Origin of the sequence: Mesotoga sp. H07.pep.5.3, assembly GCF_002752615.1 — a bacterium.
Lineage (GTDB): Bacteria > Thermotogota > Thermotogae > Petrotogales > Kosmotogaceae > Mesotoga > Mesotoga prima.
Map to the genome: position 1 here is coordinate 183,915 of NZ_AYTV01000025.1, position 16,954 is coordinate 200,868.

14 protein-coding genes are annotated in these 16,954 nt (G+C 44.3%); 1 reads left to right on the forward strand and 13 read right to left on the reverse strand.

Features of this window, described 5'->3' with window-relative positions; translation table 11 throughout:
* Position 1: 1 nt before the first annotated feature.
* The 12 genes from murI to V513_RS12035 all read right to left on the reverse strand — a co-directional run bounded on the left by murI (position 2) and on the right by V513_RS12035 (position 15,697).
* Positions 2-823 carry a glutamate racemase gene (gene murI, locus V513_RS11980; protein ID WP_099772912.1) on the reverse strand — a complete coding sequence of 274 codons (822 nt, stop codon included), beginning with the start codon at positions 821-823 and terminating at the stop codon, positions 2-4.
* Entirely contained in the window at positions 813-1,094 is a 282-nt protein-coding gene (zapA, locus tag V513_RS11985; protein WP_006487448.1) for a cell division protein ZapA, read from the reverse strand. The genes murI and zapA overlap by 11 nt, the downstream gene beginning before the upstream one ends.
* Before the next feature lie 11 nt (positions 1,095-1,105).
* Complete coding sequence (locus V513_RS11990; protein ID WP_006487445.1) at positions 1,106-1,342, reverse strand: hypothetical protein; 237 nt, start codon at positions 1,340-1,342, stop codon at positions 1,106-1,108.
* A gap of 91 nt (positions 1,343-1,433) precedes the next feature.
* A complete protein-coding gene (gene tpiA, locus V513_RS11995) occupies positions 1,434-3,401 on the reverse strand; it encodes a triose-phosphate isomerase (RefSeq protein WP_099772913.1) in 1,968 nt (655 codons plus the stop codon).
* A 61-nt stretch (positions 3,402-3,462) separates the two neighbouring features.
* Entirely contained in the window at positions 3,463-4,458 is a 996-nt protein-coding gene (gap, locus tag V513_RS12000; protein ID WP_099772914.1) for a type I glyceraldehyde-3-phosphate dehydrogenase, read from the reverse strand.
* Between the two features lie 12 nt (positions 4,459-4,470).
* Positions 4,471-4,836: a YbaB/EbfC family nucleoid-associated protein gene (locus tag V513_RS12005; RefSeq protein WP_099772915.1), complete on the reverse strand. Its 366-nt coding sequence runs from the start codon at positions 4,834-4,836 to the stop codon at positions 4,471-4,473.
* Between the two features lie 2 nt (positions 4,837-4,838).
* Positions 4,839-6,296 (reverse strand): DNA polymerase III subunit gamma/tau, encoded by a 1,458-nt coding sequence (gene dnaX / locus V513_RS12010; protein WP_099772916.1) that lies wholly within the window; start codon positions 6,294-6,296, stop codon positions 4,839-4,841.
* A gap of 131 nt (positions 6,297-6,427) precedes the next feature.
* Complete coding sequence (locus V513_RS12015) at positions 6,428-7,792, reverse strand: MATE family efflux transporter (RefSeq protein ID WP_180274895.1); 1,365 nt, start codon at positions 7,790-7,792, stop codon at positions 6,428-6,430.
* A gap of 87 nt (positions 7,793-7,879) precedes the next feature.
* Positions 7,880-9,676: a M3 family oligoendopeptidase gene (locus tag V513_RS12020; protein ID WP_099772917.1), complete on the reverse strand. Its 1,797-nt coding sequence runs from the start codon at positions 9,674-9,676 to the stop codon at positions 7,880-7,882.
* Positions 9,660-10,217: a hypothetical protein gene (locus tag V513_RS12025; RefSeq protein WP_099772918.1), complete on the reverse strand. Its 558-nt coding sequence runs from the start codon at positions 10,215-10,217 to the stop codon at positions 9,660-9,662. Before V513_RS12025 ends, V513_RS12020 begins: the two co-directional genes overlap by 17 nt.
* A complete protein-coding gene (locus V513_RS12030; RefSeq protein WP_099772919.1) occupies positions 10,214-14,695 on the reverse strand; it encodes an MG2 domain-containing protein in 4,482 nt (1,493 codons plus the stop codon). The genes V513_RS12025 and V513_RS12030 overlap by 4 nt, the downstream gene beginning before the upstream one ends.
* Before the next feature lie 15 nt (positions 14,696-14,710).
* Positions 14,711-15,697 (reverse strand): DUF1175 domain-containing protein, encoded by a 987-nt coding sequence (locus V513_RS12035; protein WP_099772920.1) that lies wholly within the window; start codon positions 15,695-15,697, stop codon positions 14,711-14,713.
* 186 nt (positions 15,698-15,883) lie between these two features.
* Between V513_RS12035 and V513_RS12040 the strand changes: the two genes are divergently transcribed.
* Positions 15,884-16,363: a hypothetical protein gene (locus V513_RS12040; protein ID WP_099772921.1), complete on the forward strand. Its 480-nt coding sequence runs from the start codon at positions 15,884-15,886 to the stop codon at positions 16,361-16,363.
* Between the two features lie 241 nt (positions 16,364-16,604).
* Here the strand turns inward: V513_RS12040 and V513_RS12045 are convergent, their stop codons facing one another.
* Positions 16,605-16,856: a hypothetical protein gene (locus V513_RS12045; RefSeq protein WP_099772922.1), complete on the reverse strand. Its 252-nt coding sequence runs from the start codon at positions 16,854-16,856 to the stop codon at positions 16,605-16,607.
* Positions 16,857-16,954 lie beyond the last annotated feature (98 nt).

Sequence of the window (16,954 nt, forward strand, 5' to 3'; positions counted from 1 at the left end):
CCTAAACTCTTCCCCTCACATTTATCCCTGTAACGTTCAGATCAACACCCTTCACATTCTCGAATCTTCCGAGATATCTCTTTAGAATATCCTGAAAGATTTTGGTGTTGCCACTTACGTAATAATCAACCGTCGAAGGTTCAGGCGACAAAATCGTAGCCCAGTCAGCTACGTCCCTCACAATATACTCGGATGGATCGACAACCTTGGTTTTTGGAGGCAAAAACCTCTCAATCGAGTTCTTTATGAAAGGGTAGTGAGTGCATCCGAGAATCATGAAGTCTGGCTCAATCTCAGCAAAGTCATTCAAATAATACTTGACGATCGAGTCGACAATCTCACCTTCCCAGATACCCTCTTCGATCAACGGCACGAAGAGTGGGCAAGCTTTTTGAACTATCTTACTGAAGCTTTCATAGCGAAATAGCTTTCTGAGGTAAAGAGACTTCTTTACCGTGTTTTCAGTTGCGATTATGGCCACCGTTGAATTATCGGGAGCCGACTCGCCGATTCCTCTAACTGTAGGATCAATTATGCTGAAGTACGGAACACCGAGCTCTGCTTTATCACTTTGCGTAAGTATCGAATCAGAAGTGTTACAGGCCGTTACTATTGCATCGACATTCAAGTGAGCAAAGAGATCGAATATTTCTCTTACATATCTTCTTAGTGTCTCTACTGGCTTTGAACCGTAAGGAACTCTTGCAGTATCGGCAAAATAATGAAAACTCACTCCTTCGGGTAACGTCTCCACGAGCCTTTTAAGAACAGTGAGGCCACCTATTCCGGAATCAAAAACTCCAATTCTTAATCTACTTCTCAACCTCGTCACGTCCCTGGAAGTATTCTGAAAGAACCTCTTCGTATTTCGCCTTTAGCCTAAGCAGTTCATTCTGACTTCTCACAAGGTCGTGTGCAAGGTTGACAGAAATCCCGACCAGTATTTTTTCATAGCCGATTTCCTCTTCATTATTCTTCAGTGAATCATATAGCTCGCCTATCTTTGAAAAAACCTGATCCACGAGTTCTTGCGGATCACTAGTAAGAAAAGTGTACTTCCTTCCTCCGAGATCTAGAGAGACTGAACGCTTCATAGCTGGACTCCTTATACTTTTTTACTGTCTTCAACGAGGCTGCCTCTGACTCTTTTTATCAGTGAAGAGATTGTTCTTGATTCACTCTCAAGGCGGAGCTCAAGCTCCCGGATTCTTAGCTCAGATTCTTCGACTTTTTTCTGTGACGTCTCGAGCTGATTCCAGAGCTGTTCGTTTTCCTTTCTGAGTCGGGTGAATTCCTCCACCATTTTGTCCACGACAAGTTCGAGCTCCTGATAACGTTCCAAGAACTACACCCCCTATTGTGAGATTATAACACCTTGAAGAAGAAGAAAAGTAGTAGCCGCCCACGAGGGGGCGGCCATCATTTCGCAGTTGTCAAGCGTGATTTTCAGCTATTGCAACCAGCTGTACAAAGCTTTCCTGAAGGCTTGCGCCCCCAACTAAACCACCGTCAATGTTCTTCATTAAAATGAGTGATTCAAAGTTTTCTGGCTTGATACTTCCACCATAGAGAATCCGAACACTCTCTGACAAATCAACACCATAAAGAGACGCAATTAGATCTCTGATAAACTTCATCGCTTCATCGGCCTGTTCTGGCGAAGCAACCACGCCAGTTCCGATTGCCCAAACTGGCTCATAAGCGATTATTATACGCTCTAGATCGCTCTTTCCAAGACCGGAAAAGCCCTTTCTAATCTGGGTTTCCAGTACCTCCTTCATTCTGCCGGCTTCTCTTTCTTCAAGAGTCTCACCAACACAGAAAACCGGTGTGAGGCCATGCTTCAAGACTGACTTAATCTTCTCACCAGTCAGCTCGCATGTTTCACCGAAAATGTGCCTGCGTTCAGAGTGACCAACCAGAACATATTCAACAGCAAGATCTGACAGCATCGATGCCGAGATCTCTCCTGTGAAGGCTCCACTGTCGGCTGGATAGATATTCTGTACTCCGACTTTGATCGAAGTGTCCTTTAGAATATCGGCCACCCCTGCAACCGAGAGACTTGTTGGAAAGACAACAACATCCACCGCATTTTCATTACCGATTGACGATGCGAGGAAGCCTGCAAACATTCGAGCTTCATTAGGAGACTTGTTCATCTTCCAGTTTCCCGCGACCATCAATCTACGTTTTTTTTTACCAGCCTCAATCGAAAGGCTTTTTATCCCGGGCATTTCCTTACCTTCGAGCATCTCTAGCGATGCGCCGCCCCCCGTTGAAACATGGGAGACCTTTTCAGCAAGTCCAAACTTGTTTATAGCCGCCGCACTATCCCCACCGCCAATTATCGTAACCGCATCATTGAGCGAAGCCAGCGTTTTCGCAATCGACTCCGTCCCTTTAGCAAAGTCGTCGATCTCGAAGACTCCCATGGGTCCATTCCAGACGACTGTTTTAGCATCGCTCAGTTTCTTATTGAAGAGTTCTATTGTTGATGGACCTATGTCAAGACCCTTCCAACCAGCGGGGACGCCTTCTTCAAGATCGACTACTTTCGATTCACTACCGGCTGCAATCTCCTTCGCGACTACCGTGTCGACGGGAAGAACAAATTCAACGTTCCTGTCCCTGGCCTTCTGAAGAATCTCTCTTGCAAGATCGATCTTGTCCTCTTCTACGAGAGAGTCTCCAACACTCTTTCCCTGGGCCTTTAGGAACGTGAACATCATTGCGCCCCCGATTAGGATCCTATCTGCCTTCTCCAGAAGATTGGTGATCACTCCAATCTTGTCTGAGACTTTCGCTCCTCCAAGAATGACCACGTAGGGGTGTTCGGGATTCTCAATTGCCATCCCAAGCATTTCTATCTCTTTCTGCATGAGGAAGCCGGGGACACTGGTCAAATAGCGGGCAACTCCCACGTTTGAGGCGTGGCCTCTATGAGCCGTGCCGAAAGCATCGTTGACGTGAATATCTGCAATAGATGAGAGTCTCCTCGAAAAGTCCGGATCGTTCTTCTCTTCTTCAGAGTAGAATCTGACATTCTCCAGAAGAAGAATGTCACCATTGTTCATTTTTGAAACGGCCTTCTCAACCTCTTCTCCTATACAGTCCGGGACGAAAGTAACGGGTTTACCGATCAATGACTGAAGCCTCTCGGCGACTTTTTCGAGAGAGTACTTCGGATCTCTCTTCCCTTTGGGTCTACCCAGATGAGAAACGAGAATCGCCTTGCCCCCTCTTTCGATAATCTCATTGATAGTAGGCAATGCTGCGACGATTCTGGTATCGTCACTCACCTCACCCGTCTCTTTATCTAGAGGTACGTTAAAATCAACTCTTACAAGAACCCTTTTTCCAGCTAGATCGATATCCTTAAGAGTCAATGTCTTAGACATTTCTTAATCCTCCTCTCCTCAATAAAACGGGGCCTCAGGGCCCCGTCGACAAAACTCAGACTTACATTTCCATCATTTTCTTCGCAAGATCAACAACTCTGCACGAGTAACCGTATTCATTGTCATACCACGAACAAACCTTTACAAGGTTACCCATTACGGCCGTCAGTTTACTATCGAATATCGCGGAAACAGTCGTTCCAACTATGTCAGAAGAGACAAGCTCCTCTTCGGTGAATTCAACTATTCCTTTCAGTTCGTTTTCTGCAGCCTTCTTCACAAGTTCATTTACTTCTTTAGCTGTAGTGTCCTTTTTGAGAACGACCGTCAGATCGGTTATTGAACCATCGGTAACGGGAACTCTCATAGCCATTCCATCGAGTTTACCTTTTAATTCTGGGATAACCAACCCTACAGCCTTGGCTGCACCGGTTGATGTAGGAATTGTGTTGGCAGCGGCCGTCCTGGCTCTTCTTAAATCACTGTGAGGAAGATCTAGAATTCTCTGGTCATTGGTATATGCGTGTACAGTCGTAAGATAGCCCTTTTCAATTCCAAAATTGTCGTTCAGAATCTTTATTATCGGTGCTATTGAATTAGTTGTACAGGAAGCATTGGAAACAATCTTCATCTCTGGTTTAAGAACCTCATCATTGACACCGAGCACGATTGTGGCGTCTACTTCGCCCTTTGCGGGGGCAGTAATCAAGACCTTCTTCGCTCCAGCATCAACATGAGGCATTGTCTTCTCTCTGCTTCTGAAAACACCTGTGGCTTCTATGACGAGCTCGACGCCAAGATCCTTCCAGGGAAGATTTGCAGGATTCTTTTCAGCAAATACTTTCACTTCTTTTCCATTAACTACAATAGCTCCTTCCTTAGCTTCTACTGAGCCTTTGAACCTTCCGTGAACAGAGTCGTATTTAAGAAGATGAGCAAGAGTGGCGGCATCTGTCAAGTCGTTGATCGCAACAACATCGAACTCCCCGCGCTTCACCATCTCTCTAAAGACAAGTCTTCCGATTCTTCCAAAACCATTGATCCCTACTTTGTGCATTCGTTACACCTCCTAAAGTATGTTGTCCGGTAGATTGAACTCACCTGTTATTCTCGCTGTTTCCTCTTCTCTCTTCTTTGTTACTTCAGCTAACGCCTCGTTTATCCCCGCGATTATCAAATCTTGAACGATTTCAAAATCCTCTTCTCTTATTTCTGGCTCTACCTCAATGGATTTGATGCGATAGTCACACGTTGCAACTACGTTTATTGCACCGCCACCTGCAGAAGCGGTAACTTCAATCGACTTGAAACTATCCTCAAGATTTTCCATCTCTTCTTGCGCCTTCTGCGCCTGTTTAAGAAGGTCGCCCATATTGGAACCTTTCCTTGAACCTCCGTAGTTTCGTCCTCCGAGGCCCCTGAATTTCTTCGCCATAGTTATTCCTCCTCAAGCTCTATCTTTATTCTTCCATTCTCTATATCATTCTTAAGCCCCAGGCCTGTAATTACCGATTCAAAATACTCTCTTGAATCTCTGTCGAGGCTTTCAAGGGCCTCTTCTCCAGCCGCTTTGTAAGAGAGAACGAATCGTTTGCCGATAATATCTTCAGCGATTTTGTTGATCGATTCCATTCTTTCCTTCAGAAGCTCACTTGAGAATTCGCTATCTGGTTCTATTATTAAGTCCTCGATTCGATTCCCCTTCCTGATTTCCGCCAGACTAATCAAAGTCCACAACAATGTATAATTGTTCTTTCTAAGATGTTCGATGAATAATGAGATCTCTTCACTTTCTTCGGTGACTGAAACCTCAAGCTTTTCAGGCTTCTCACTATTTTCGTCAACAGCGATCGGAGATGCTTCAAATTCTCGCGTACCTTCGCCATTCTGTTTTCCGAAACCGCCCTTAAGGAGGACCATAACTTCAAATGTTGTCTGTTTGTCTTCGGCATACTTTAACTCTTTATTTGTTTCCCAAAGAGCCGAAAGCAGCCTGAAACAATCGTCACTGGGTTGCTCAACAAGTCGTTCCTTGACCGCATCAATCGCCTGTTCAAGAAATACTTCGTGTGTGAAGCCTCCAGACTGGATTTTTTCGGAAATCTCAAGTACTGAAGATGGGTTTCCCGATGAAAACGCCTGGAGAAACTCCTCTATTACCTCTTCGGGCAGGATCCCCAGAGCGGTTCTAGCTGCCTCTTCCTTAACGTTACCAGAGTATGCGATTACCCTCTCCATAAGATTTACAGCGTCTCGCATTCCTCCGTGTGCCGCCTTGGAAATGTATCTCAAAGCCTTTTCGTCGTATTGAAGCTCTTCGGCTCTCGCAATTCTCTCAAGATAAGTCACTATGTCTTCTTCCCTCAAAGGTTTGAAGTAAAAGATCTGACAGCGGGAAAGAATCGTTTCCGGAACTTTCTCGAGATTAGTTGTTGCCAGGATGAAAACCACCCTGTCGGGCGGTTCTTCAAGAGTCTTAAGAAGAGCGTTGAATGCCTCTCTGGTAAGCATGTGAAATTCATCTATAATGTAGACTTTGAATTTCCCCATTACCGGTCTGTAAGAAACCGCATCTCGGATCTTTCGTATCTCGTCTATGCCTCTATAAGAAGCGGCATCAAGTTCTACAACATCCATATGCGAAGAAGAGTCGATTGCTTTACAAGAATCGCAAACTCCACAAGGTTTTTCCGATCCTTCCGAAAGACAGTTAAGCATCTTCGCAAGAATACGAGCGCTAGTCGTTTTTCCAGTACCTCTTGACCCCGAGAATATGTATGCGTGGGAAAGCTTGTTCTTCTCTATCGCCTTTCCCAGAATCTCTTTTACCTGATCCTGACCGACTAACTCATTGAAATTTCTTGGCCTATATTTTCTATACAAAACTTCAGACATCTTAATCACCCGTTCATCTGAATTATAGCAGATCGCCTGAAATTTGTTTGGGCACGAAATGAGAATACTGTGAAAAATAAAGTGAAAAGTTTAACTAACTTTTCTAGACAGGAGGATTATAGCATTCGCGACTAGGAGACTCTCCTTGTTACCCATTTTCCCCTCAGATAGTAAAAAATCATTACAGTTGCCTCTGCGATATCGGAAAAAACATATGAAAGCCAAACCCAGACTATGCTAGCTTTCATGAACGCTACGAAAACTATCAGGATAGGAACCTGAATCAGCCATCTGGAGACAACGCTGCCCACTACGAATGGAAAGTTGTAACCCGATCCCCCGAAAACTGAGGAGAGACCGAAGCCATAGGCCAGCACTGAAATTCCAAGAGCACCATACTTCAGAAAGCTCGCGCCATATGAAATTATCTCTGGATCATCATTGAAGATTCCAATGACGAACTCTCCACCAAAAAACGCAATCAGAGCGAAGAAGAACATAATGAAGAATCCAATTAATCCCGCCGTTTTTGCAGTCGCTCTCGCTCTGCCAACATCATCTGCTCCTAAATTTTGCCCGACCATCGCAGAACCCCCCATGTTAAGTCCCACAAGAGGCATGAATGCAAGTCCAAACAATCTTCCCGCTACTCCTACAGCCGCAACGGCAGTTGTGCCGTACAGTGCCACGAATTTCAGAACCACAACGGCGGCAAGATTTCTGAAGAAACCTTCCAGTCCCGTTGGAAGCCCAATAGTTAGAAGCTTCCTGTCAATGTGCCTATCGAGGCGGAAAAGCCTCGATAGCTTCGGTTTGACTCCCTCTTTGCCCGAGAAAAGAATAAAAAAGCCAAGTAGAAACGATGCGGTCTGTGCTATGACAGTTGCGACCGCCGCGCCGAAGACCCCCAGTCCAAAACCAGGAATCGACGTTCCGGGAATGTGACTAAACATCAGAATCGGATCGAGTACTAGATTGAGGGCGCTAGCCATCATCATTATGTACATGGGACTCTTCGCGTCGCCTATGCATCTTAAAGCCGTATTAACGGAGTAAGATGAGAACATCATCGGTAGGAAGAACAACCGGATATAACCGTAATCTAGAGCTGCTGTTATTACTGTCGGATCGTTGCTGAAAAAACCTAGAGAAGGTTTCAGAAATGCAGCAACTAACAGTGCGGAAATCAACGCAACTATGAACTTGAAAGTAATGGTCTGTTCTATCGCCCTGTTTGTCCTTTCTAAATCCTTCTTTCCAAAGCTCTGTGAAATCAACGAAATAGAGCTCTGACCGATAATTGAATTAAGAATGTCTACAATCCAGAAGAGAGTAGTGAAGATGGTGACTCCCGCAATGGCTTCACCGGAGATTCGACCTATCCAGAAAATATCCACTATGTCGTAGACCATTTGTGCGCTGAATCCAATCATTGTAGGAACAGACATCACGAGAAGATTTTTCAGAATGTTGCCCTGAGTAAGATCTCTTGCCATTTATGCCCCCTATGTTACCCTTGAAAAGAGACGCAAAAAGAAAAATTCTATCCATCAGAACACAGGAATTATAACCTATATATACTATCAGGAATCGATTATGTCCCGCAATCTTTCCAGAAAATTCTCCTGGATGAAGTGAAGTCCATTTTCCCAAAAGTAAGGCTCGGAAATATCTATTCCAACTGATTTCAGCAGAATCTCCGATGAGTCCGAACCACCGCTCTCCAGCAGTCGTATATACCTTCGCTTGAACACATCCCCGTCCTCAAGGTACATCCTGTAAAGTGAGATAACCAGCAACTGAGCGAAGTTGTAGGCATAACAATAAAAAGGCGTGTGAAAGATATGTGGTATGCGAGCCCATTCAAATTTACTTTCAGGAAGAAATACTATAGTATCTGCAAACATCAGCTTTAGTTCTTCAAAGTACAGATCAGACAGTTCTTTGAACGAAAGAAACTCCCTAGAGATAATATTGTGGGCAGCCATCTCAAATCTTGTGAACATATTTTGTCTCGCCGTCGAGGCCAGTATCTCTTCAATTCTTTTTGAGATAAGCGAAAGTTTTTCCACCCTTCCACTAATATTGTCTAGAAGAAAATCAGTCATAAGCATCTCCGAAAAAATCGAAGCGGTTTCAGCCATGGTGAGAGGCGTCTCGTAGTTAAGATGAGTCTGTTTTGAAGAAAGCACACCATGCAAGCCGTGACCAAGCTCATGTGCCAACGTCAAAACATCGCTAGTTTTCCCGCCAAAATTCACAAGGACATAGGGGTGGACTTCAGGTGAGGCGTAATAACAAAATGCGCCACTACGTTTTCCAGGAATTATCGATCCATGAATATATTCACCATCGAAAAAACCGGAAATAATTCGTCCACTTTGGGAATCAAAATTCTCCATTACTTCAAGTATCATATTTCTCGCTTCCTGCCAGCTGAATATATCTCTCGAATCTGCAAGCGGTGCGTAGATGTCGCTGTGAAGAAGGATTTCCTTGTTCATGATACGGGCCTTCAAACGGTAGTAATCTTGCACGATAGAATAACCTTGCGTAGTCGCGTCTATAAGATTCTGAACGGACTCGTCTGAAACCTCGTTTTCAATGTTCCTCATTGAAATTGGAGAGGAGAAGTGCCTTTTGCTTGCGTCAAGATCCCAGTCCTTGGCGAGGGAGTTGTAGATGTTCGTCAGAATAACACTATTTTCCTCTGTTTTTCTGAAGAGGCTTTCAAATGCCTTTTTCCTTATCCCTTCATTTCCATGGCTTCTTAGATTCTCGACTTCGCTTTCGGTAAGGACCTTCTCTTCTCCATCAATAAAGATTCTGTATTCAAAAGTCGAGGTAAACTCGTCAAAGAGATTCAGCATAGCCATTTTCCCCGTAATGTCTTTCCTTACTATTATGTCTTCCTCGGGTTCCGATAACTGATGGTCTCTCAGCGCTCGAACAAGATTGAAATAGTGTCTGTAGTTCTTCAACTCATCACATTCATTCAACTCTGAAAAGAAGTCGTCTGAAACTCGTGCCAGTTCAAGCTTAATAAACATCAGTCCACTTTCAAGCGCCGCCTCTAGATCGTCCATTTTACGAACTAGTTTTTGAGTCGCTGAATCTGCTGTTAAAACAGAATGATTTAGATAAGCAAACATCGACAGCTTGCCGGCACGATCCAGAAGAGACTCCGATTTTTCAAGCAACCCCCTCAGTTCATAAGAAGTAATTCTTTCAGCAAAAATCCTTCCCTTGTAATCTCTGACGAGTTCATCCTTTTCTCTTAAGACGGTCTTGATGTCTTCAAAAATAGTCTCGTCATCAACCGAAGTGTAAAGCCTTGTCAAATCCCATTCTATTATCTCCCGTTTACTCAACCTGCTCATCAACCCCTTCTCCAAATGCAACAACCAGTTCGCCGAACGTTCTTTCTCTTAGAATTCTCGAGACTTCTACCCAGCAGCTGAAGCTGTAAGATCTGTAAGTCATGAAATCCATCTCTGAATAATCCAGGCTTTCCACCCGGTCGAGTATCGGCTCTTTTCGACCAATCCATTCCCCCGTTACGCAACACACTATTCCTTCTTCTAACCAGTAGGGCAATCGATACTGCCTGAGAAAGAGATGGCACATTTCGTGAGCAACCGTTTGCGTTAAATTCGGAACCAAACTCAGAGGCTGAACAAAGATCGTGCTATCTTCTGCAGCTGCAATGAACCAATAACCTAGGCCGGAGAGTTCCATGAACTCTCCTGTCGATGAAGCGATTATTAAGCGGTAAGTTCCCGTGACGGGTTTGCCAACCAACCTTTCAAGAAGACTTCTGTATTCTTCAAGCTCCGGCATTTCCCATGAAACGAATGTGCTTGTGAAGCAAAAAACTGTCATTCCAAAAAATAGAAATGCCACCAATGTCAGAGATTTCATTCGATAACCAGCACTATAGATTCGGTATTTGCCCGGTAATCAGAATCGTACATTGCCCATGCTTGAACCGGTGGAATTATGAATTCACCACTGGTGAGTATCCTCCAGCTGTTTTTGGTAACAAACTCTCCTCCTTCCCTAAAGAAGAAGGCAATTCGGTCGTATCTTGCGTCTTTGAATGTGTAGCCCCACCAGTAGTAGTCGAAGTAATAGAACTTCGTGTACCCGAGCACGTCTGCTTCTAGATTCTCCTCAACGGATATTCCGGTTGCTGGCAGCATATCTTCGACAACCACGTACGGAACGTCTTCCGGAATCTTAATGTGAACCTCAGAGACTATTGTTTCACCAGCGGTAAGAGAACCTGGGGTACCGAGTCTAACTGAATAGATTTCGACTGTCGGTTCATCATAGTAGCTCTCTTCAAAGGCTCTGATAATTATTTCGCCGTTGCTGATTCCAAGAACATCGCCTTCATACACCTTAAGACCCAATCCGTATTCTCCAAGAAGCAGCTCTCCGTCTTTGATTGAAATCTGCATGTTTTCAACCGTCTTTGATACATTTATTTCGAGAGAACCAACTTCATCCGGTGATAGGGTCTTAATGGACGAAACAACGTATGGTGAATCAATCTGCGGTGTTGTAAGAACATGAGTGTCATCCATAGGAACGGCGAGCTTCCTTCTCAGAACTCTGCTGACGATCAAACCCAAGTTTTCAGGTTCTATCTCCTCAGCTGCCACTGCTTTCTCACCATTTACTGAGACAGCTACCATTTCTGAGCTTTCGACAATTACGTTCTCTTCGCAAAATGGGATTGTAATTGATTCAGAAAGCCTACCGCTATAAAGAACTTCTCCGTCGGTCAATGAAACTTCTACTTGGGCGTTTTCCGAAAGCGAGCTACTTACGGAAGACAGAGACAGAATTGCTAGCGCCGTTGACGATGTTCTATACCAGTAGCTTCCGTTACCCATCTTCAGAAGTCTCTTCGAAATCTCAAAGATTTTCTCCGAAGGCATCTCCAGATCTACCGAAGCCTTCAGAAGCAGAGACAAGGTAACTATATCGTCGAAGAAATAATCAAAACTGGCCCCGGAAATCACATCGTCTGCATCCAGATCTACGTATTTCATCGCTTCTTCAATAAGATCCGCAGCCTTGTCGTCCATGTTCAACGCTTCGTAGGCCAGCGAAGTCAGAATTATGGAAGGAACGTCACCTTTGAAATCGACGACAGAACCTACGGGATCCCTCAACTTTCTGCTGAAGAGAACTATCACGTATTGAAGGAAGGGATCTGGATCTTCCTTGTAGAGAGCCTTCATCTCAGAATAGCCCATAGATACCACATCTTTATTGATAACATAACCGTTCTCTGTAGCGAGATATAAACCCAGCATCACATACGCGGTCATGAATGGCGTGGAGTTATCGTCCTTCCACCAGCCCCAGCCTCCATCATAATGTTGATACCCATATAACCTCTCAAGTCCTTCACTTACCACTCTTGAGACCTTGTTGATGAAAGCAGTATCCGCTTCTTCCAATAGCTGAGAAGCTGCTAGTGCGGGAAGCAGTCTGCTCATCGTTTGCTCAACACACCCGTAAGGGTAATCTACCAAATACCTGACCGCCTCCAGAAGAATAGGATCAATAGTGGAAGAAATCGTAATCGTTCCTGCAGAGTTTTCTGAGAATTCGAGAGTCTTGTTCCCTTCAAGGAAATCAAGGGTACCGAATCGAGAGTAAGAAAACCTGGGCTTTATGGGAATCTCGTATTCGACTCCGTCTGAGCCGTGGCTTCCCTTGACGACAAACTTCACTTTGAGCTTCTGATCTTTCTCAGAGGACAAGAGATCCTGTACACTGACCTCGTAGCTGAAAGAACGGCTCTCAAATGCTTTTATTGAAGAACCCTTTTCCTCTATTACTTCTTCGCCGAGATAGAAGCCGGTGATTACAGGTATGGTTGAATCAAGGTTATTCTTAACAGAGAAGACAAGGCTTACGGTGTCTCCAGCAATAAGAAACTCTGGAAGAAAACTGCTGACCGTCATTGGTTTCCATGTCTCGAAACTCGATTTACTGTAGCTAAAATCACCGTTCGTACTGGAAGATAAAGCCCTTACTGTCCAGGTATCGAGATCTTCAGGCACTACAAAAGATAATTCTGCCTGACCGTTCTCATCTGTGAAAGTTCCGGTGGACCAGAAGGCGCTATCACTGAATAGCTTTCTTGCCCTTACATCAGAGGTAAGGCTCTTTTCATCTTCACCTAGATCGCCCATGCCGAGCGGAGCACCTCCCGTAACTTTGGACTCTGCGGCCGGCGGTTGTGATTCAAGCAAATCTCCGAGTTTTGCGATAGATGGGTAGGCGGAATAGTAGAGATCATTAATGCTGATTGTGTTAAACCCTCTGTTGAAAGGACTGCCTAACGATCCCTTCCACTGATCGTAGTCCCCTTCAAATATGGATAACATTGCCTGGGATACAACGGAAACGGTAAGCCCAACTTCGGCTGGTTTGCCTTCGGCATCGGTAACCTGGATTTTCATATTCACCGTATCACCGGGACTGTACCTTTCCTGAGTGAGAGTCTCTATTGATAGCTCTCTTGAAGACGTTTGGACTTCGATCAGGCCTGATTGGATAATCTGATAGTCCTTGTATCCGACGATGAAGAACATGAAATTATCGTAGGCATACCCTTCGGGTACTTCTATATAAACCGTGTTCTTTCCTTCAGTCGAACTGAATGGGAATTGACTGAACTCTCCCGAAAAATCAGAAATAATCCACAGATCCATCGGTGACGTTGTGTAGAAGACCACTTCTGCACTAGACCCTGGCTCCGCAGATTTCACCGAATCGATTAGAATCGACCCGTAATAGTCATAGTAACCACCGGTATAAACTGAGTAGGTATTTACAATTTCTGGTTCCCCTGAAGGTGAACCATTTATTTCGAAGTACACTACCGTATCTGGAGGAACTTGCCTAAGATCGATCGATAGATCTGCCTTTCCTCCGCTATCGGTCGATAGTTCACTCTTGTATACGTTTATTTTTAGATTCTTTTCAACGTGTTCGCCTTTATCCATTAGAATTACCGATTCCTCGTACCAGGCCTTTATCTCGAATTGCTTAGAGATCGGAGTATCGTCATTCAACCTGGTTTCAATTGTTACAAGCGCCTCGTTTTCGGTGAATCTATAATCCACTATGAAATCGAAACTTCCCTGTACAATTTTGAAATCAACCACACTCCGTGACTGCATACCTGTGTCATCTGACACAGTCACTATCGCGTAGTAGGCTCCGCTTTCAAGCTCCCCAGTGTATCCTATTACGGTCTTTCCCGAACCATCCAGTCTTGCAGAGCCATTGTCAATGTATTGAGTGCCTTTGTAAATCGTGTAATCTACCTTTCCAAGAGAGACCGGGTCTCCAAAGTAGTATTCCGACGAGACATCAATTGTGACAGGCTCTCCTTTTTTGAAGGCACTGGTTGTGGGTTCTGCCAGTGTAAAAAAAGTAGGCTTTTTATAATCTGCAATCTGAAAGTAGTAGTAATCCTCGTTTTCACCCCATCGAACGATTATTCTGTAAGAGCCTCTGGTTATTTCGGAGTATGTTCGGAAACTACCGACAACTGATCCCAGATCGTCTGGCTCCAGAGTTTCGGCGTAAACTCCTCTGTTCAAAGGATCGACTATCTCGATTTCGACAAAATCTATTTCCGGTATCTTATAACCTGATGGAGTCACTTCTCTGATGAAGGATCTGAAGTTAACTACCTCTCCAGCTTTGTAAGCCGGTCTGTCTGTAAACGTCAAAGAGATGTGCCTGGAAGAGAAATAGTAATCGTACTCCCCTGGCCTCCATAGAATCGATCCCTCGGAAGACTGAACAAGTATTGCCTCTTCGGTTTTAGGAAGGTAATCGAAGACGAAAACTCCCTCTTCAGATTGCCCCAGCAGCTCCCCATCACTGAGTCTGTAAAGCGAGAAGTGATCTACGAAGCTCCCATCATCTTTCTTCCAGAGCCTCAACATCGCTCCATCTTCATGAGCGAGCAACTGGGCTCCAACCATGCGGAAACTCGTCATTAGCTTTGCGGTACCGGACTGCGATGAAACAACTATTAATCTTAGACCCATGAGTTCTTCTCTTGGCAAGTAGATTCTCTGTTTCTCCTTAACTGTCTGCCTTAAAGCATATAGAGGATCTCCCGAAACTCTTATATCACCAATTGTTATCGCTCCAGTAAGGTCTTCCTCGTCTAGATCGTAGATCTTGATGTCGATGAAAGAATCCTTGTCATCGGTGTAGACACTTGGAAGATTATCAAGCGAATAGAACTCCACGAATGAAGAGCTCAGCTCGTATCCATATCGCTGAATCTCAAATGCAATCGCTGTTAACCCTGCTAAAAGAAGAATTAGAAGAAGCACACATACCTTTCTCATAGCGTTCACCCTCCATCACTTCTGGGGCAGAAACTTGAAAGCGTATACCCCTAGATAGTTTTCGTTAGAATATATTGGTTGCCATTGGTAAGGCATAGTTCTTACGTAATCATCCATACTCCAGAGTTTCAAGACACCGGAATCGGTTTCGGAAAGGGGTCCAGTATGGTATATGAGGCCATCACCGGTGAAGATCATTGAATGAAAGGTTGACGGCGAAGGATGATGGAAGAAAATTACGTCGCCAGGTCTTGCTGCTCTCAGATCCCTACCCTTAAACACCATACTACTACGAACCAGGTTGTAAGCATCGGCAAAGTAAGTGAAGGCTCCGTCGTTGCTTATGAAGATTCTGTTTCTCAGTATCGGGATATCTGGGTAGTTATACTCTCCAACGTCCGGAATCTTTCGCAGATCAATTCCAGTCTTCTCACGCCACAGATCATAGTCTACTGCTGTCTCGGAAAACCACTCTTCGTCGTGCGTCTTAAGAGCTTCTCTGGCGGCGAATCTGATCAGCCCGCTACAATCTCTTTCTTCGGATTTCCAGTTATTTGAGAACTCAATAACCTGGTAGGCAGCAATGTTCACAAACCATGCTCTGAAGTTCTCAGCGTCTTCATAGTCAAGCACCAGTTTATCAGGGAAACCGTCGGAATTACTGTCAATGAAATCATTGAACTCTAAAGAAAGGGTTTTGCTAGCTCTGAACAGGCCCTTGAAATCAACAACAATGACCGCATTCTTGTCATCAGCGCAGAAAGAATATGACACGAGATCAGAATCGCTGTAGAAACTTTCTAGTGTTGCACCCCTTACATATGAAAGAGTAGATCTTTCATATGTGGATTTGGGGACTGAGATCAAAAAAGACTCACCCCTTCTTATATCTGACGTCTGCACTCTTATATTCGAGTAGTCGTCTTTGAAGTTCAGAAAGGTTGCAGATATAACAACAGTAGTCAAGATTACCAGGAAAAGATAAGCAATGTTCATTCTCATAGATGAATCTCCCCACAAAACCGCTAGACTAGCTTACCACCTGTAAGACTTCCGAGTGATGATTTTGTTCGACTCTCCACAAGTTCATCTTACAGATCTCTAATTCATACGATTCTAAGAACATAGGATAGTTAGGCCTGTCGATCTGCTATCATATGAGGAGAAGATTAACCTGGGGGTGAAGCTTTGTCGAGAAGAAATTTCATCTTTCTTTTGCTTTCGCTGATTTCATTATCTATCCTTACTTCCGGATGCATTAACTATGTGCTGGCCACACCAGAGAGTGTCCTAACCAAACTGGAGCGCGAAATAAACAGAGCCAAGGAAGACAGCATTATTGAACTCTACTCAGAAGAGGTGTGGGTGGCTACTCCGGGTAATCCCTCCGGCAGAGTTCTTCCGAAGGACAGCCTTGCCTCTTTCTACTCGGACTTCTTCGAGCTCTACGAAGACATAAGTATAGAACTGCACTCTGAAGAAACCCTTAGAGATTCTTCGGAAGCAACCATGACGGTCTCTTTTTCACTCGAGTATTCTTACGAAGGAAAGAGGTATTCTGACATCGGAGAGGGAAGTATTCTGTTATCGGGAAGAGATAATCATTGGCAGATCTGTGGGGAAAGAAACAATCCGATACTGAGCCTTTTCGAACCGGCAGAGATGTAAGATTCAAGCTTACAAAAAGGCTCTCGAAAATTACGGCTCCACCGCTGAATCTCATTTTGCTCTGCGACTGTTAGCGGCATACATCGAAAACTGTAGCGATAGATGCACCATTATTTGGCAAATGAAGAAGCCTCATCTAGTGCGTTTTTGACCGCCGCAACGATAGACCCGCTTGGGGTTGTGGCTCCAGAAACAAATCAGTGTCGGGACTCTGCGCTTCAAGTATTCTATCCACAGTTTTTTAAGCTCTTATGTCATACCTGTCTGATTGATTCTTGAGTATTCGTATTTCTATTATCTTTCTACTGGAAACTATCACCTCCAGACTTATACATCCTTCACTTACGGCAAACACTCCATAAGCCACGTTCGGGAATGCTCCTGATATCTCATTCATCGATTCTCGAGGCCCGCTTGCCAGCCAGTCGGAAATTGTCCCGATGATCGTAGCTGCAGATATCAAAAATAGCAAGAAACTAACTGCATATTTCATTTTTACCTTCCAGACTAAGTAAATTTCACTGAATTTATTATCTATTGACGAAGAATGGTGGAATTTTCCGCAAAGAAATATTCAGATTAAGAGTGTCC